The following is a 17,626-nucleotide window of genomic DNA, read 5'->3' on the forward strand; positions in this document are numbered from 1 at the left end:
CTAATCAGGCCGGAACGTCGGCGAGCTTCTCGATCGCCGATTTGTGGAGGTCGCTCTGCTGCTGGAGCAGGTTGGCGATGGCGGTGTAGCTGCGCATGACTTCGACCATGCGGCTCATCTCGCCGACCGAGTTCACGTTGGACTTCTCGATGTAGCCCTGGCGCACGGTCGACCTGGTGATGGCCTGCGGGGTCGCGGAGCCGACGTCGTAGAGGTTGGCGCCGAGCTTGGTCAGCTTCGCCGCGTCGTCGAACGCAGCCATGCGGATCTTGCCGCGGATCGAGTCGGTCTTGGCGGTGCCCTCGAGCACCGTGACGGTGCCGTCGGGTGCGACGTTGATGTCGTGGTCGGTCGGCTGGAAGGTGATCGGGCCGCCGGTGCCGAGCACGAGGTTGCCGTCGGAGGTGACGAGCTGGCCGGTGCTGTTGAGCGAGAATTTGCCGTCGCGGGTGTAGCGTTCGCCGCCATTGGCCTGCACCGCGAAGAACGCGTTGCCGTCGATCGCCATGTCGAGCGGGTTGTTGGTCGGCTCCATCGGCCCCTGGCCGACGTCGCGGAAGGTGCCGCGGTCCTGCACATAGGAGACCCGGCGGTCGGACGCGATGAAATTGTCCTCACGCGCGTTCGAGTTGAGAAACTCCTCGAACAGCGAATGGTCGGCCTTGAAGCCGTTGGTGTTGGCATTGGCGACGTTGTTGGCGATGACATCCATCTGCCGTTCCAACGTCATCTGCCGTGACAAGCCGATCAGAAGCGCGTTCTGCATCGGAAATCTCCCCTGAGTGAGCCTGCCACCTCGCTCTCCCAAGCGCCTTGGCCGACCCGTGAACGAGACCGCCAGGTTCTCCCAAACCCTCCGGCCTCGGTCCTCTCTCAGCGAAAGCCGTGCCAACTCGAAAAATGGCGTAATTTCAATGTCTTGTCGATTTTTGAGGGGCGCGGGGAGGCGGCAGAAAGGTTCTGTTAGCCATGTTTGCCCGGCAGATTTTTCCTAGTGGAGGCCCAATCGAAAGATTCCGTTAACCATTATTACCGTAGCGTTTGCGTGTAAGAGGAGCGCACTGCGCTGGGGCATTTGTATCGCGTCACTGTCTGCCAGGAGGCTTCGCTCTTTCGACCCTTTATGAGATGAGCGAGCCTATCGACCATGGCAGACAATGAAGCGGAAGGCGGCGGAGCCGCCGAAGGCGCGGAAGCCGCCCCGCCGAAGAACAAGCTCAAGCTCATCATCATGGCCGTCGGCCTGCTCGCCGTCCTCGGTGGCGGTGCCGCGACCTGGTTCTTCTTCTTCCGTCATGGCGACGACGAGCATCACGCCGAGGCGGCGCCGCCGCCGAAGCCGCCGGCCTTCGTCGACGTGCCCGACATCATGGTCAACCTCGCCGGCGCGCCTGGTGAGCGCGTGCAATATCTGAAGCTCAAGGTCGTGCTGGAGCTGAAGGAAGAGAAGCAGATCGAGGCGATCAAGCCGACGATGCCGCGCATCACCGACATCTTCCACACCTATGTGCGCGAGCTGCGCTCCTCCGACCTCAACGGGTCCGCCGGCGTCTTCCGCCTCAAGGAAGAGCTGACCAAGCGCGTCAATGCGGCGGTTTCCCCGATCCAGGTCAGCGCGGTGCTGTTCAAGGAAGTCGTGATCCAGTGAGCATGACGGGCTAGGGATCATGGCGAGCACCGACCAACCAGACCAGGATGCAATTGCCGCCCAATGGGAGGCCTCGCTTGATTCCGAGGATCCCGCGGAGGCCGCGAAGGCTGCTGCCGAAAACGAACTATCCGAGACCATGGCCCTGCAATGGGCGGCCATGGTCGAGGACGGCAGCCGCGATCTCGGCGCAGGCAAGAATTCCGGCGAGCGGGTGCTGTCGCAGGAGGAGATCGACAATCTTCTCGGCTTCGCGGTCGGCGACGTCACGCTCGACGACCATTCCGGCATTCGCGCGATCATCGATTCGGCGATGGTCTCCTACGAGCGTCTGCCGATGCTCGAAATCGTCTTCGACCGCCTGGTTCGGTTGCTGACGACCTCCTTGCGCAATTTCACCTCCGACAACGTCGAAGTCTCGCTCGACCGCATCACCTCGGTGCGCTTCGGCGACTACATGAACTCGATCCCGCTGCCGGCCGTTCTCTCGGTGTTCAAGGCCGAGGAGTGGGAAAACTTCGGCATGGCGGTGGTCGATTCCAGCCTGATCTATTCGATGATCGACGTGCTGCTCGGCGGCCGCCGCGGCGCCAGCCAGCTCCGCATCGAGGGCCGGCCCTACACCACGATCGAGACCGAGCTGGTCAAGCGGCTGGTCGAGGTGGTGCTGGCCGACGCCGAGCAGGCGTTCCGGCCGCTGTCGCCGGTGACCTTCACGATCGACCGGCTCGAGACCAATCCGCGTTTCGCCGCGATCAGCCGTCCTGCCAACGCCGCGATCCTGGTGCGCCTGCGCATCGACATGGAAGATCGCGGCGGCAACATCGAGCTGCTGCTGCCTTACGCGACCATCGAGCCGATCCGGGGCGTCCTGCTCCAGATGTTCATGGGCGAAAAATTCGGCCGCGACACGATCTGGGAGGGCCATTTCGCCACCGAGATCAACCAGGCCGAGATCGCGGTCGACGCCGTGCTCTACGAGGCCGAAATCCCGCTCAAGCAGCTGATGCGGCTCAAGGTCGGCGACACCCTGCCGCTCGACATGCGCGCGGATGCCAACGTGACCGTGCGTTGCGGCGACGTCACCCTGACCGAGGGGCGGATGGGCCGGGTCGGCGACCGCGTCGCGATACGGGTGACGAAACCCCTGCGCAAGCCAAGTACGACACTTGCGATGTTCGAGAAGGTGGACGAGCAGAACAAGATGATGGAGGCCCCATGAACCACTCCCTGGGAATGGCGATCGAGACGCTGGTGGCTATCCTGCTGATGCTGACCATCGTTTACTGTGTCATGCTCAACAAGCGGCTGACGCGGCTGAAGGCGGACGAGCATTCGCTGAAGGCGGTCATCGGTGAGCTGATCACCGCCACCGAGATCGCCGAGCGCGCGATCGGCGGGCTGAAGCTCGCCGTGCGCGACGTCAACGAGAACCTCGGCAGCCAGCTGGCGGCGGCGACGCAGATGTCGGACCAGCTCTATAAGCAGCTCGGCGAAGCCGACAATGTGGTGCGGCGCCTGTCCAAGATCGCGATCGCCGCGCGCCCTGCGGCGAGCCCGGAAGCGGCCGCGGTGCCCGCGGCCAAGCCCTCATCGGCGAAGGCGGTGGCGGCTGCGGCCGAAGCCTTCTCCGAACGACGACGATCCAACGGCCTTGCGGCATAAAGTCAGGGTATGAAATCCTTTCGTAACATCCGCGTCATTCCGGTCGTCCTGGTCGCCGTCGCAGGGCTCGCCACGCTCAAGGTCGTGGGCCTCGTGATCAATGGCGGCTATGTCTTCGACTACCAGCCGAGCCAGATCAAGAAATCCTGGGCGCAGGAGAATCTGAACTTTCCGACCGGGCGTGAAGACCCCGATATTACGGGATCTACCCACGGCGCGCCTAAGGAGGCGCCCAAGCCCGCCGCGCCCGAGACCAAGCCCGAGGGCACCGTGGTCAAGATGGACGAGGCCCAGCCGCAGGTCTCGGCCTCTGAGCGCGCGATCCTTGAGCGCTTGCAGGCACGCCGCCAGGAGATCGAGTCCCGCCAGCGCGAGATCGACATCCGCGAGAGCCTGCTGAAGTCGGCCGAGAAGCGCATCGAAAACAAGGTCGAGGAGATGAAGGCGGTGGAATCCCGCATCTCCGCGACCCAGGCCGAGCAGAAGGCCGCCGAAGCCCAGCGCATGAAGGGCCTCGTGACCATGTATGAGGGCATGAAGCCCAAGGATGCCGCGCGGGTGTTCGACCGGCTCGAGATGGGCGTGCTGATCGAGATCGCCTCGCAGATCGCGCCGCGAAAGATGTCGGACATCATGGGCGTGATGTCGCCGGAGGCCGCCGAGCGGCTGACGGTCGAGATGGCCCGCCGGGCCAATGGCGGCGGCGATCAATCGGCCGCGGCCGGCGATCTCCCCAAGATCGACGGCAAGCCGACGCAAAAGCCGAATTGATGGCTCCGGAGGCGCGGCGCCCTGCTGCAGCCTGCGCGCAATCGCGCGGTCGTTCGGCCTGTACGCGGCTAGACGCCTTGCGTATCTAGTTCGCGAACCGCTGTTGAACCCTGGGACCCGTCGCGCTCAGCGGCTTCTCGACGGGAAGGAGGGTCTCGCAGTGCTGCCTGATCAGCGCAGCCTTCGTCGTGCGAGTCACGAGATGAAGGGTGCTGTGGCAGCAAGAGCACTCGTACACCTTTAGTGCATAGCCCCGCGCGATTGGAAAGACGGCTACGACCGCTCTTGCCTGGCTACATACAATGCAGTTGGCTTCTCCGCTCATTGATTGCTCCCCCAAAAAAGTTGACCAATCGCATTCACATCGCAATGATCACATTTGATTCAGAGTCGTTGATGGACCGCAACACCTCTGAGGTTGTGCGAGCCTACTTGGCAACTAAGTACGCAGATCAAACGCGCCGGGGAGTGGGGGCCGCGAGCTTGCCGTCCTTGCCGCACGAAGCTCGTCGGCTCGCGTTGCAGATGCAGCTGAAGCAAGCGGCATCTTCTGAGGCTGCGATGAGTTGACGCGTGCAACTGTGAACTGGAGTACAGTGGTGCTGGAGAGTTCGTCCTAGGCTCCCGCCATCGGCAATCAGCCGCGCGGGCGGAAGCCATGAATTACTCGTCCGTAGCAGAACGCGCAATCGAAGCCGTCAATCGGCTGCTCATCGCGGCGATGACGTTGGCCTGGACATCCGCGCTTGACCATCAGCATGCATTGCCGCCGCAAGAAGAGGATGGCGACACTGACGATGCTTGTCCCGAGCGGGACAGCTCCGCCGCATCGGATGGCACGGGAAAACAACACTAAAGATCCAGTTGCCCTGCGGACATCACACGATCAGATCGTGCGGCACGTGGGCGTGAGCTGAGCCTGCACCGTGAGCCGGATCAATATGCGGCGGGGACGGTTCAGGCATCGACGCCGCCCTGAATCCGTGGACGATGCCAGCATGTTCGTGATGACCGGACGGGTCCCAAGGATCTTCCCATCCCGCGCTGAGCTCTGAATGGTGGCCATGCAAAGCGCCATCCTTGATGGCGTAGGGTTCGACCGCCGCGTGCCAGGGCGGGGGCGCAATGTCACCCGAACCGTCAGAGCCGTGCTGCTTGAAATGAAATGAGTCCCCGAGGTGAACCGAAGCAACTCTAGGAAGGCCGTTCTCGGCTATCGGCTCCCCATGATGATGCTCGCGCACGTGATTTTCGTGGTGTGACGTCTCGATGGAGTCTGGGCCGGACTCGACGCTTGGGTCGACCGTGGACGGTATGACCGGGCCGCTGTCCTTGGCGGCCACGCTCTCTGGAACGGGCGCGATCTCCTTGCCGTTGTCGAACGGTGTCAACTTGTCGAATACGAACCTATTCTCCGCGACTGCCGTGGGATGAAGCTGGTTGACGGGCTGCACGTGGCTCACCGCGGAGGCCACGTTCCCGCTGGTGGGCGCGTCCGATCGCGTGTTCGTATCGTCGGGCTGAACGAACTGGGTGTGCCCGACCCGCACAACCCGTTCGCAATCGGCATCGAATGTGCACCCGCTCGCCTTCGCAGCTTGCCCGGGCCCTTCTCCGTCGATCAGGGCGGCTCGCTCATGGACGGTTTCGCCTGATGAGGGGCTGGTCGCCGTCGTCGGGCTACCGGTCGCGTCGTTGCCCGCGCCCGGTTCCAGATTGGCCGGCGCGGCTGCCATCGCATGACCCGACGTTTCCAGCGCGAGCATGAAATCCGACGTCTGGACGGTGGAGAAGCCATCGAGATGGATTTCCACCAGACTGGAATCGCCGATGCTCAGGCTTTGATCCGTCGGATTGACGTAAACGATGGTCTGGTTCGCCGAGCTGTCGTAGAGCCAGGCGATCGTATGTGCGGGCACCGTCGTGCTGGAGGCGTCGAGTGCCAGAACGGAGAGGGTGAGCGCGCCGAGCGCTATCAGGTCGCCCCGCTCAGAGTCTGCCTTGAAACCAGAGATGATATCAGGGCGCGCTGCACTGGAATTCGACGTCGAGGCAAAGACGAAATGATCGTCTCTGGAGCCGCCGGCAAGAAGGGTCTGTTCGTGCCCGTCGTGAGAGGTGTCGCGACCGCCGTTTGTGCCGATCTTGCCATGATCCGGACTTTCGCCGGAGGCGCCGATGCCATCCGTGTTCGCGTCATGGGTGCTCGCAGCCACCGTCGGACCGGCGGCAAAGGCTCTCGCAGCCGCATTGTCTTCGGGGGGCGCGGTGGCGTGGGGCGGATCGGCGGCATTGAGAGCTGCCGCGTGGCCGAAATGGTCGCGATCGTCGGCGCCGTGGATTGTGATGGCTATGGTCTGTTCCGTCCCATCGATGGTCGTGACCGTGAAGGTGTCGGTCAAAGTCTCGCAGGAAGGAAGCGCCTGCACGGCACAGTTGGTGGTGTCGAGCGTGTAGGTCCACACACCGGCGGCGGTCATCGTGAAAGTGCCGTAGCCGCCTGCGCTCCGTGTCGCACAAGTGACCGGCGTGAACGTGTTCGGCGCGTTGTCGACGTCGGTGTCAGTCAGTCTGCCGCTCGCCGTCGGCTTGCCGTGTTCCCTGCAATCGGGCTCGGTCACCGAGCCAGTGATGCAGCCATGGATGATGGCCGGATCGTTCGTGCCGTGGATGGTGATCGTCACCACCTGCGCGGTGCCGTCGATGGTGGTCACGGTGAAGGTGTCGGTCAGGGTGTCGTAGACGTTCAGCGCCTGGACGACGCAATTGGTGTTATCGAGCGTGTAGGTCCAGACGCCGTCAGCCGTCATCCGGAAGCAGCCGTAACCATGGTCGCTCGCCCTTGGCGAGGTCACCGGCGTGAAGCTGTCGGGAGTATTGTCGACATCCGTATCTGCAAGCTTGCCGGTCGCGATCGGAGTCCCGGGCTTCCAACACGCGGCTTCCGTCACGGTGCCGGTCGTCGTCCCGGAAATGATGGCAGCGTCGTTGGAGCCGTTGATCGTGATGGTAATCAACTGCGGGGTCCCGCCGATGCTGGTCACCGTGAAGGTGTCGGTCAGCGTCTGGCCGACGTTCAGAGCCTGCACTGCGCTGTTGGATTGATCGAGCGTGTAGCTCCAGACGCCGTCGGCGGTCATGGTGAAAGTGCCGTAACCGTGCGCACTCTTCGTCGGGGAATTGACGGCCGAGAAAGTGTTGGCGGGGTCGTCGACGTCGATATCCGAAAGCTTGCCGGTTGTGACAGGTGGGCCGGTTGTGACAGGTGGGCCGGATGGGGCATTGGCGACGCCGCCGGATTCGATTGACAAGCCGGTCGTCGTGCCGGAGATGATCGCCGCGTCGTCGGCTCCGTTGATGTTGATCGTGAAGGCCTGTTGAGCCGAAAGCGATCCGTCGGACACGGTGATCACAAAGCTATCGGTGGTCGGCGTCTTCAGCGCGTTGATCGCGCCACTGTTGGGAACGAAGGCATAGGCGCCAATCGAGCTGTTCAGATAAAGCGTGCCATACGAGCTGGTCTTCGATACGTCGTAGATCGCTCCCTCCAGCGCGGTAGCGCCCGTAGCGCCTCCGCTGATGCCGAAAGTCAGCGCGGCGCTGGAGCTGCTGGCGCTGAAGGTTCCCCTCGTTGCGGCGAAGACGTCGAACGCGACCGTGTCGAGTTCAAGCGGGCCCGCCTGCACATTCAAGATCGGCGGCGTCCGCACGGGTGTCACGGGCGTGATGATGTCGGGCACCGTGACGATGATCGGCTGCAACGGCAGCAGTGCGCTTGGCGCCGCGGGCGCTATGAAATTGATCGGCTCCAGCGGCAGAGATTCGACGAACGGAGGCGTGCCGGACCCGTTCTTGCCAAATCCCTTCGAGAAATTTTCGAGCGCCTCCTGCTGGGCCACCCGCAACTCCTCCATGCGGGTCGCGCTGTTGTCGAGCTGATTCACGGTAAGCCCGGAGCCGACCTTGCTCAGCACGACCGTTTGTCCGGGGTCCTCGACGATGATGTGCCGCGGGATTGATTCCTTGGTCGTGAGCTCGAACGTGCCGTGTGCAAAGTCCTTGTATGTAATCGTATCGTCGTCCAGGAACGTTGCGTTCGGGTCTGCGGCCCTGACCTCTTTGATCATCGAGAAGAGCAATGCCGTGAGCGACAGCATCCCGAAACGGCCGGCAGAGGCTCGCTCATGAGATTGAATAGCGGGTACATCAGGAGGATTGCTCTTCGCCGTCTTCACGCGGCGATGCAGGCCCGCAGCGGCTTCGCGCTCGCCCCCGTGCTCTGCAGTGGACGTGACGGCCATTTTTCAACCTCGATTGCCCTAGCGGTCGGCCTCAGGCGTCGCCCTATGCCGCCGCGTCTTGGCCGGCTTGCCGCGTCACGCGATCGGGAACAATTTTGTGCCGGCAACCTCAGCTATGCCCGCTAAAAACTTGTCGTTTCTGAGAATTCCGCCCAGGTGGATCACGGCAGAATTGCTGTCGTTTCGCCCGACGGTACCGCTTTCAGCGCCAAAAGCTGTTTGAAATTGCCCGGCGCGGATAGTGACTCTTTTGGACACGGTGATCAGCCATTCGGATTACCCCGGAATAACCATTTTGGCTGTCGTGGTTTGCTGCGGCTGGTCTGCCATTATCCCCGATGGCTTTCGTCGGCGCTGTCGGAGCCGTTCGGATGCTCGAGGATCATATCTTCGAAAAGGAGGAAGCCATGGGCACTCGTGCAGCGATTGTTCTCGTGGCAGGTCTCGTCCTTGCGCTGGCCGCTTCGTCACCCCGCCCGGTTCAGGCGCAGGACGATTCCCCGCGGCGTGCCGTGCTGGACTCGTCGTCAAAGCCAATCGGGAAAGTTGTGACAGCCGATGGCTCGGTCATCATCGAGCATGCGGGCGCCGCCATTGTCCAGGCAAACGTCGGGGCCGAATCCATCCAGACGAAAGTCGGTGATCCCGTCTATTTGGGCGATGTGGTTCGAACCGGTGCCGACAGTCGGGTCGGCATCAATTTCGTCGATGGAACTTCGTTCAACTTGTCGAGCAACGCCCGCATGACATTGGACGAATACGTCTACGAGCCGGGTGGAAAGTCCAATTCGACAGCCTTCAACCTGACCAAGGGTACGTTCGTTTTTGTTGCCGGCCAGGTTGCGAAGACCGGTGACATGAAGATCGAAACGCCGGTCGCGACGATGGGCATTCGAGGCACTACACCTCACGTCGAAATCTCGGACGACGGAACCACCAGGTTTTCCACTCTGATCGAAGAGGGCAAGAACAAATATACGAAGAAGCCCGGCGCAGCGGGGCCACGCCAACCCGAGCAAAGGGCCGAGCAAAGGCTCAATCTGAACATCTGTCGCGGCTGCTAGAGAATTGGTCCGAGCCCGTGCAATCGCCAGATCTCAGAAGATCGGGAGCCTGACATGAAACCAGGATCCTCCGTTGCCGAAGGCGGACTGGCGCTTGTCGTCCTGATGCTGGTCGGCTTGCCGGTCGTGGCCCAGAACTCCAGCGTGAAGGACAGCTATCTCAGCAATATCGAACTGTGCAACGGGACGGGTACCACCTCGCTCGATGCCCGGATCGGTGCCTGCACGACTTTCATACAGGCGCGTCCAGATTCGTCGGCAGCTCTGGCAATCGCGTATAACAATCGCGGCAACGCCTACACGGCAAAGGGCGACTACGACAGCGCCATCAGCGACTTCGATCAGTCGATCGCACTCAATCCGACATACGCAAAGGCCTTCAACAACCGCGGCGTGGCTCACTTGAGGAGACGTGAATATGAGCTCGCGATCGAAGCCTTTGATGATGCGATCAAGCTCGATCCCGGCTATGGCGCTGCCTTCGTCAACCGCGCCGGAGCCTACCTGAAGAAGAACGACCACCAGCGCGCGGCGCATGATTACGACGAGGCAATCCGTCTCCAGCCCGCCTCGCGGGCGGCATGGAGTGGACGATGTTGGACCAGGGCGGTTCTCGGTGCCTCGCGAGAAGCGCTGGCGGATTGCGACAGAGCGCTTCAGTCGGGATCGACCAGCGCTGCCGTGTACGACTCGCGTGGGCTGATCCACCTGAAGATGGGTGAGTTCGGTGCGGCGATCGATGACTACAATGCTGCCTTGCGAGTCGCCCCCGAACTGGCGAGCGCGCTTTTTGGTCGCGGGCTTGCCAAGCTGAAGCAAGGCGATGCGATCGGCGGAAAATCTGACATTTCGACTGCAAGGACAATTCAGAAGAACATCGGCGACGAGTTCGCGCGTTATGGCGTCGATTACGACTGAGTTGGCCCGGTGAGGCGGAACGAATCGGAGGTGAATATGGATGCAAGGTTCGCGCTCATTCAAGCTCACGACGATAGCATTCGTCGCTATCAGCGGTTGTTGAACACACAGCTGACCGATCTCGAGCGTGAGTACATCGAGAGCCGAATCTCGGAAAAGCGATTGACCTTGCAGTCAATTCGCGAAGCGCGAGGCAAGTTGAATGCCTTGCCGGCCAATCGCGGGGTTTGATTGGCATTCCTGACGGGTGCGGACGAAGGGGGTGTTAACACCTCCTTAACCACTTGCTCCCCAGATTTCGAAGCACGAACGCCCGAGCCCGCAAGCAGGCGTCGCGACGCACTGTGCCGGGTGAATTCGTCATTACAGCATTAACAAGTCCTTAATTGGCAAAACCTACAGTCGACGGCACGGGCCGGCGCCAGTGCCGGCATGGACCGCCGAATTGGAAGAAACGCCGCCAATGGCGCAGAAAGCTGCCGCTGGATTTATGTCGCGAGCCGGCGCTTTGGCGCGGGGGTTGTCGCGCCATGTCCGCAAGGCGCCCGTGTTGGCGGCCTGCCTGCTTATCGGCCTTGGTGCGCCCGCCCGCGCCGCCGATGTGGTCCGGGGCGAGGCGACTTTCTCGGCCGGTGGCGGCTTTGCCCGTCTGGTGATCAAGCTCGGCGAGGACGTTCCCTCCGAGGTGACGACGGCCGGCTCCATTCTCATCATTCGCTTCGACCGGGCGGTCGACGTTCCCGTCGATCGCGTTCCGGAAGGTGCGCCCGACTACGTTAATTCTGCCCGCCGCGATCCCGACGGCAGCGCCATCCGCCTGTCGCTGGCGCGGCGCGTCACCGTCAACACCATGAATGCCGGCGAGCGCACATTCATCGACCTCTTGCCGGAGGGCTGGAAGGGGCCGCCGCCAAGCCTGCCCATGGACGTGGTCAAGGAACTGGCCGAGCGTGCGCGTGTCGCCGAACGTGCCTTGCGCGCCCAGCGCGCCGTGGCAGAGACCAAGAAGCGTCCGCAGATCCGCGTGCGCGCCTCGGTGCAGCCGACTTTCGTGCGCTTCGTGTTCGAGATGCCCGACGGCGTCGGCGTGTCCTCCGTGCTCAACGAGCAGAAGCTGACGCTGGCGTTCAATGCCGGCCTCAATTTCGATCTGGCGGACGCCGTCGTCGCCGCGCCCCCGAACGTCGCCTCGATCAAGCAGAAGTCCGACATCGACCAGACCAGTGTCGAGATCGCGCTGATCGGCGATTCGGACGTGCACTCCTTCCGCGACGAGAAGAATTACGTCGTCGACATCTCCTTCCAACCCGACAAGGGCAAGACCGCCGCGACGGCTGAGGCGGTGATCGCGCAGGCGAAGCCTGTGGCCCAAAGCCATGGACCGGCTTCGGAAAAGCCGGCGGCCGAGAAGCCGAAGGAGGTCCATCGCGAGATCGCGCCGCCGACGTCCGAGACGATCGCGCGCGAAGCCAAGATCGAAGCCAAGATCGAAGCCAGGATCGAAGCCGGGATCGAAGCCAGGATCGAAGCGAAGCCCGAGGTGAAGCCGGAAGCTCCGGCGGCGATGCCGTCGGTCGAGGCACCGAAGCCCGCGCCGGCTCCCGCGGCGGAAGCACCGCACGCCGCGGAACCGCCCAAGGACCTGTCGAAGCCTGCGGCGCCGGCAACGGAAGCTGCGGTCGCGCCCGCCAAGCCCGCGGTGTCCGAAGCGCCCAAGGAGGTCGTGAAGGAGGCTGCGAAAGAGCCGGTCAAGGACAACGTCAAGGCCGCACCTGCCGAGGCGCCGGCCGCGCCGCAGCCCACCGTGGCCAGCGTCGATGTCCGCCGCGACAGCGATGGCTTGCGCGTGATCTTCCCGTTTCAGGTGGCAACGCCTGCGGCGGCGTTCCGCCGCGGTGATACGGTGTGGCTGGTGTTCGATACGCCGAAGCCGATCGACGTCGAGGCGATCCGCAGTCGGGGCGGTGCGATGATCGGCGAGGTCAGCCGCATGCCGCTCGACAAGGGGCAGGCGGTCCGCATCCGTCTCACCCGGCCGCTGGTCTACTCGCTGACGAGCGAGGAGGTCGGCAAGGAGACCAATTGGCTCCTAACGCTCGCCGACAAGATCCAGGCGACGCCGCTGCCGCTGATGATGTCGCGCAACATCACCGACCCCGCACTCGCCAATATCGCGATCCCCTTCGCCAATCCGGGCCTGTTGCACAAGCTGACCGATCCCGACGCCGGCGACACGCTCTATGTCGTCACCGGGCAGCGGCCGGTGCGCGGCTTCATCAAGCGGCAGGATCTCGTCGATCTCTCGCTGCTGGAATCCGCGCACGGCATCGCGATCCGGCCGAACTCCGACGAGGTCGGCGTCGAGGTCGGATCCGACAAGGTCATTCTCGGCAAGAAGGGCGGACTGACGCTGTCGCCGGTCGATATCTCCGCCGAGCGCGCGCCGACCGCGGTGCGGCCGGTCTTCAGTCCGGAAGGCTGGCGCAAGGGCCAGTCGGAGGATTTCTGGACGCGCCAGGGCAGTCTGATCACGGCGATCGCGGCCGTCGAGCCGGCGCAGCGCTCGCTGCCGCGGCTCGATCTCGCGCAGTTCTACATGTCGCGCGCCATGTACCACGAAGCCAAGTCGGTGACCGACCTGATGCTGGCCGATCCCCTCAACAAGGAGGAGAGCGGCGCGCTGATCATGCATGCGATCGCGAACATCTTGATCGGCCGGCCGGCGCAGGGCTTGAAGGACCTCGCCAATCCCGTGATCGGCAACAGCCACGATTCCCAACTCTGGAAGGCGCTCGCCTATGCGCGCCAGGGCAAGTGGGCGGATGCGCGCGAGAAGTTCAAGAACGTCGAATTCGCCATCGCCTCGCTGCCGATCGACCTCCAGCGCATCGTGACGATGGAGGCGATGCGCGCCTCGCTCGAGGTGAAGGATTATGCCGGTGCCTCCAAGCGCCGCAGCGAGATCGAGGTGGTCGGCATATCGCCAGAGGCGGCGCCCGGCTTCGCCGTGCTGCGCGGCCGGCTCGCCGAGGCGCTCGGCCACGACAAGGACGCGCTCGACGACTACAAATTCGCGGTTGCCTCGAACGATCGTCAGGCGGCGGCCGAGGCCAAGCAGCTCGAAGTGGCGCTGCGGCAGAAGCGCGACGAGATCAGCAAGGAAGACGCGCTGCGTGAGCTCGAGACGCTGTCGATGACCTGGCGGGGCGACTCGATCGAGGTCAAGACGCTCCAGATGCTGTCGCAGATGTATGCCGAGAACGGGCGCTACCGGGACGCGCTCAGGGCGGCGCGCACCGCGACAAGGCTCCAGCCGAACGCCGAGGCCTCGCGTCAGGCGCAGGACCTCGCCTCCGACCTGTTCACGCAGATCTTCCTGGGGCCCAAGGGCGACGAGCTGCCGCCGGTCGAGGCGCTCGGGATGTTCTACGAGTTCCGCGAGCTGACGCCGATCGGCCGCCGCGGCGACGAGCTGATCCGCCGCCTTGCCGACCGTCTCGCCTCGATCGACCTGCTCGACCAGGCCGCCGAGCTGTTGCAGTACCAGGTCGACCATCGCCTCGAAGGCGCAGCCCGCGCCCAGGTCGCCGCGCGCCTGTCCATGATCTACCTCGCCAACCGCAAGCCCGACATGGCGATCTCGGCGCTGCGCGCGAGCCGTATCAGCGATCTCTCTGGCGAGCTGCGGCAGCAGCGGCTGCTGCTGGAGGCGCGCGCGCAAAGCGACGTCGGCCGCCACGATCTCGCGCTCGACATCGTCTCCAACGTTTCCGGACGCGAGGTGCTCCGCCTGCGCTCCGACATCTTCTGGGCGGCGCGGCGCTGGCGCGAATCCGCCGAGCAGATCGAGCTCTATTACGGCGACCGCTTCCGCGACTTCAAGCCGCTCAACGCGGTGGAGAAGAGCGACATCATCCGCGCTGCCGTCGGCTATGCGCTTGCCGACGATTCGATCGGCCTGTCGCGCTTCCGCGAGAAATATGCGCCGCTGATGAGCGAGAGTGCGGACCGGGTCGCCTTCGACATCGCGAGCAAGCCGGCAGCGTCCTCCAGCGCCGAATTCGCCGAGATCGCCAAGCTCGCTGCCAGCGTCGACACGCTCGACGGCTTCCTGCGCGAGATGAAGCAGCGCTTCCCCGACGCAACCGCCCGCGCGCCGGCCTCGCCGCAAGCCAAGGACGAGGCCGACCACACCGGCTCGCTGCCCACGATCCCCGTCGTGCGGCAGATCAAGATGACGCGGTAGGAACCCTGCTACCACGAGGCCTCTCGACAGGTGCCTGTTGAAGCGGCAACCTGCGCGTCTTCATGCCGGGAGAGCGTCGATATGAGCAAGCCTGCCAAGACCGAAGCCGAACTCATCGCCATGGCGCGGGCCGAATTGAAGGTCCATGCCGATGGTCCGGATGACCTCGTCATCTCGATCGTCCGCGACGGCGATAGCTGGGAATTCCGCGCCGATGCCGACCAGGCCGCGACGGATAAGCCGGGCTTCCCCGAAAGCGTCGCCATGCTGGTGCAGATCGGCGATCACCTCAGCAAGCAGTATGACGTGAAGGGGTAGGGGCGCTGTCGACGCCGTCTCACTGTACGCCACGTTCTCGGTGTCATCGCCCGACTTGATCAGGCGATCCAGTATTCCAGAGACCGCAGTGATGAAATCGAAAGGCCGCGGCGTACCGGATGCCCCGGTCAAGCCGGGGCATGACGGCGGATGGAGCCGCAGCTATCCGCCCCCGTAACTCTGCACCAGGCTTCCCGCCACCAGCGACCAGCCATCGACCAGCACGAAGAAGATCAGCTTGAACGGCAGCGAGATCGTTGCGGGCGGCAGCATCATCATGCCCATCGACATCAGCACGGAGGCGACGACGAGGTCGATGATCAGGAAGGGGAGAAACAGCAGGAAGCCGATCTCGAAGGCGCGCTTCAACTCGGAGATCATGAAGGCGGGGACGAGGATGCGAAGCGCGAGGTCATCCGGCGTGGCCGGCGGCGGCTCGCCCGAGAGATCCAGGAACAGCTTGAGGTCCTTCTCGCGCACGTTCTTCTGCATGAAGCCGCGCAAGGGGACGGAAGCGCGCTGGAGTGCGTCCTCGACGCCAAGCTGGTTGGCGACGAGCGGGCGGATGCCCTCGTCGTAGGACTTCTGCAGCACAGGTCCCATCACGAAGAAGGTGAGGAACATTGCGAGCGCGATGATCACCGAGTTCGGCGGCGCGGTCGCCGTGCCCATCGCGGTGCGCAGCAGCGACAAGACGACCACGATGCGCGTGAATGACGTCATCATGATCAGGATCGACGGCGCGATCGACAGCACCGTGAGCAGCGCGATGAGCTGGATCGCGCGCTCGGTGACGCCGCCCCCCTGACCGCCGAGATTGATGCTGATGTCCTGCGCATGCGCAGGCATCGCGAGCGAAGCCGCGGCGATCAGGACAGAAAGAAAAACAACTCTACGCGGGAGGGCCGGCAGCCTCACGAAGACGGCTTCGGACGGCCGAGCAGCGAGGCCATCTCGTCTTCGAGATTTTCAAAGCTGGTCTTCTCCGCGGCCGGCTTTGCGGGCGGAGCCGGGGGGGCCGGCGGCTCGCTGCGTGCGGCGCGGGGCGGTGGTGGCGCGGGCGGCTCGGGCGCAACCGGAGGCGCGACTGTCTCGCCGGCGGGGCGGCGCAGCGCGGCTTCGAGCCGCTGCGCCATCTCGGCGAGATTCTGCTCGGCGTTCGAGGGCGCGGCAGGAGCGGGGGCCGGCGGCGGAACGGCCGGAGCCTGCGGCACGGGCGGAGGAGGCGGTGGCGCGGCCGCGCGCTCGGCGCGCACCGGGGGCACTTTCACCGGCTCGCTCTGCCGCGGGGGACGTGGCATCAGCGGAGGCTCGCTGCGGGCGATGCGCGGCGGAACCGGCTCGGGGCGTGCCTCGCGCTCGGGGCGCGGCGGCAGGATCGGCTCGGGCGGAAAGCCCGCCAGTGGCGGTTCGTTGCGGCGCTCGGCCAGTGCGGGAGCGGGCCGGCGTACCTCGTCGGCGAAGGAGGGACGCGGCCGCGGCGGCGGCTCGGGCATTTGCGGTTCGGGATGATCGAGCAGTTCGGGCCGCGGAGCTTCGTCGGTCCAGCTGCTGGTATCGGGCATCGGGGCAAGGCGCGGCGGCTCGGCGGCATTGGAACGCTGCGGAAGCTGGTCGCGGCCGGGCGCGGCGCGCACGATATTGGGCTCGACGACGATGTCGGTGGGGCCGCCAATCATCAGAAGATGCTCGACATTGTCACGCCGGACCAGCACCAGGCGGCGCCGGCCATCGACCGCGGCGGCATCGATCACGGCAAGCCGGGGCATTCGGCCGCGCTGGGTGTTGGCACCGAGCCGGCTGGAGGCGAATCGGCGAACCAACCATGCGGCGACGCCGATCAACGCCAGAACGACGATGAACGCCACGATGAAGGTGATTGGGCTGCCTTGCATACTTGTCCCCGACAAATGGCGCTTTTCTCGTGCCCATGGTCAGACGCGCCAACCATCGGCGTGGGATGCCCCAAACTGCGATTTCTTAACGTCCCACGGCAAGTTTTGCCGTCCCCAGCTCTTAATAACCTATGAATCGCTCGATCCAAAACGACTTCTTGGCCTGTGCATGGCCCGCCAAACGGTTGGGTTAATGCCGCTTTTGGATGCGTAGAATCACGGGGGCGCAAACTGGTGTTCCGTCAAGGGACATGCATCGACGCCACCTTTAACCACCTGTTAACCATACACGCGGCAAATTCTGCCTAGCTTCGGGCCTTTGGTCCGAGAGGCGGAAGGAGCCGCAACGATGTCCATCAACGACCTCCCGGTACTGTCGGCGCTTCGCACCAAGATGCAGTGGCACCAGGAACGCCAGCGCGTCCTGTCCGAGAACGTCTCCAATTCCGACACGCCCAAATTCCGGCCGCGCGACCTGGTCGAGCCGAAGCTCGACAAATCAGGCGCCGTCACTGGCTCGATGGGCCCCCTGGCGCTCACCCGCACCAGCGGCTCCCACATGACGCCATCCGGCGCGGCCTCGGGCTTCGACCAGAACAGGAATGCGGGTTTCGAGACCCGTCCCGCGGGCAACGCCGTCAATCTCGAGGAGGAGATGATGAAGGCCGCCAGCAACCAGATGGACTACGCGGCGGCGACCTCGCTCTATTCCAAGAGCCTGCATCTGCTCAAGACCGCGATCGGCAAAGGCTAGAGCATGATCCGGAAAAGTGTGCGGGCGGTTTTCCCTCGCGACAAAC

Annotated in this window: 16 protein-coding genes; 11 read left to right on the plus strand and 5 right to left on the minus strand. The window is 64.0% G+C overall.

What is annotated here, in order from left to right:
* Positions 1–4 precede the first annotated feature (4 nt).
* A complete protein-coding gene (gene flgF, locus CT676_RS10465; RefSeq protein WP_135214589.1) occupies positions 5–766 on the minus strand; it encodes a flagellar basal-body rod protein FlgF in 762 nt (253 codons plus the stop codon).
* Positions 767–1,147: 381 nt separating this feature from the next.
* Between flgF and fliL the strand changes: the two genes are divergently transcribed.
* The 5 genes from fliL (at position 1,148) to CT676_RS10495 (ending at position 4,940) form a co-directional block, all read left to right on the plus strand.
* On the plus strand, positions 1,148–1,648 hold the full coding sequence (fliL, locus tag CT676_RS10470; RefSeq protein ID WP_135214590.1) for a flagellar basal body-associated protein FliL: 501 nt from the start codon (positions 1,148–1,150) through the stop codon (positions 1,646–1,648).
* A 19-nt stretch (positions 1,649–1,667) separates the two neighbouring features.
* Entirely contained in the window at positions 1,668–2,870 is a 1,203-nt protein-coding gene (gene fliM / locus CT676_RS10475; RefSeq protein WP_135214591.1) for a flagellar motor switch protein FliM, read from the plus strand.
* Complete coding sequence (locus CT676_RS10480) at positions 2,867–3,313, plus strand: DUF6468 domain-containing protein (RefSeq protein WP_063982280.1); 447 nt, start codon at positions 2,867–2,869, stop codon at positions 3,311–3,313. Before fliM ends, CT676_RS10480 begins: the two co-directional genes overlap by 4 nt.
* 9 nt (positions 3,314–3,322) lie before the next feature.
* A complete protein-coding gene (locus CT676_RS10485) occupies positions 3,323–4,084 on the plus strand; it encodes a hypothetical protein (RefSeq protein ID WP_014494009.1) in 762 nt (253 codons plus the stop codon).
* 658 nt (positions 4,085–4,742) lie between these two features.
* The gene (locus tag CT676_RS10495; RefSeq protein WP_028170574.1) at positions 4,743–4,940 is read left to right on the plus strand and encodes a hypothetical protein; all 198 of its coding nucleotides are present in this window, start codon (positions 4,743–4,745) and stop codon (positions 4,938–4,940) included.
* A gap of 22 nt (positions 4,941–4,962) precedes the next feature.
* Here CT676_RS10495 and CT676_RS10500 read toward each other — a convergent pair whose 3' ends face one another.
* Entirely contained in the window at positions 4,963–8,385 is a 3,423-nt protein-coding gene (locus CT676_RS10500) for a VCBS domain-containing protein (protein WP_135214592.1), read from the minus strand.
* A gap of 75 nt (positions 8,386–8,460) precedes the next feature.
* Positions 8,461–8,643 (minus strand): hypothetical protein, encoded by a 183-nt coding sequence (locus CT676_RS10505; RefSeq protein WP_135214593.1) that lies wholly within the window; start codon positions 8,641–8,643, stop codon positions 8,461–8,463.
* A gap of 113 nt (positions 8,644–8,756) precedes the next feature.
* Here CT676_RS10505 and CT676_RS10510 point away from each other — a divergent pair, with 113 nt between their 5' ends.
* From CT676_RS10510 to CT676_RS10530, 5 genes are all read left to right on the plus strand, one after another.
* A complete protein-coding gene (locus CT676_RS10510; protein WP_080586591.1) occupies positions 8,757–9,449 on the plus strand; it encodes a FecR family protein in 693 nt (230 codons plus the stop codon).
* Positions 9,450–9,554: 105 nt separating this feature from the next.
* Positions 9,555–10,367, plus strand: a complete 813-nt coding sequence (locus tag CT676_RS10515; RefSeq protein ID WP_244623137.1) for a tetratricopeptide repeat protein — start codon at positions 9,555–9,557, stop codon at positions 10,365–10,367.
* A 36-nt stretch (positions 10,368–10,403) separates the two neighbouring features.
* Positions 10,404–10,598, plus strand: coding sequence for a hypothetical protein (locus CT676_RS10520; protein ID WP_135214595.1), 195 nt, complete (start codon positions 10,404–10,406; stop codon positions 10,596–10,598).
* 232 nt (positions 10,599–10,830) lie between these two features.
* Positions 10,831–14,613, plus strand: coding sequence for a tetratricopeptide repeat protein (locus tag CT676_RS10525; protein WP_135214596.1), 3,783 nt, complete (start codon positions 10,831–10,833; stop codon positions 14,611–14,613).
* An 81-nt stretch (positions 14,614–14,694) separates the two neighbouring features.
* Positions 14,695–14,931, plus strand: a complete 237-nt coding sequence (locus tag CT676_RS10530) for a hypothetical protein (protein WP_028148501.1) — start codon at positions 14,695–14,697, stop codon at positions 14,929–14,931.
* Between the two features lie 162 nt (positions 14,932–15,093).
* Here CT676_RS10530 and fliP read toward each other — a convergent pair whose 3' ends face one another.
* Both fliP and CT676_RS10540 read right to left on the minus strand, forming a co-directional pair.
* Positions 15,094–15,849, minus strand: coding sequence for a flagellar type III secretion system pore protein FliP (gene fliP / locus CT676_RS10535; protein WP_063982286.1), 756 nt, complete (start codon positions 15,847–15,849; stop codon positions 15,094–15,096).
* Positions 15,846–16,826 (minus strand): flagellar biosynthetic protein FliO, encoded by a 981-nt coding sequence (locus CT676_RS10540; RefSeq protein ID WP_135214597.1) that lies wholly within the window; start codon positions 16,824–16,826, stop codon positions 15,846–15,848. The genes fliP and CT676_RS10540 overlap by 4 nt, the downstream gene beginning before the upstream one ends.
* 349 nt (positions 16,827–17,175) lie before the next feature.
* On the opposite strand from CT676_RS10540, the gene flgB reads away from it, so the two are divergent.
* Positions 17,176–17,580, plus strand: a complete 405-nt coding sequence (gene flgB / locus CT676_RS10545) for a flagellar basal body rod protein FlgB (RefSeq protein ID WP_063982288.1) — start codon at positions 17,176–17,178, stop codon at positions 17,578–17,580.
* Positions 17,581–17,626: the final 46 nt, after the last annotated feature.

It is taken from the genome of Bradyrhizobium sp. MOS001 (genome assembly GCF_004634465.1).
GTDB lineage: Bacteria > Pseudomonadota > Alphaproteobacteria > Rhizobiales > Xanthobacteraceae > Bradyrhizobium > Bradyrhizobium barranii.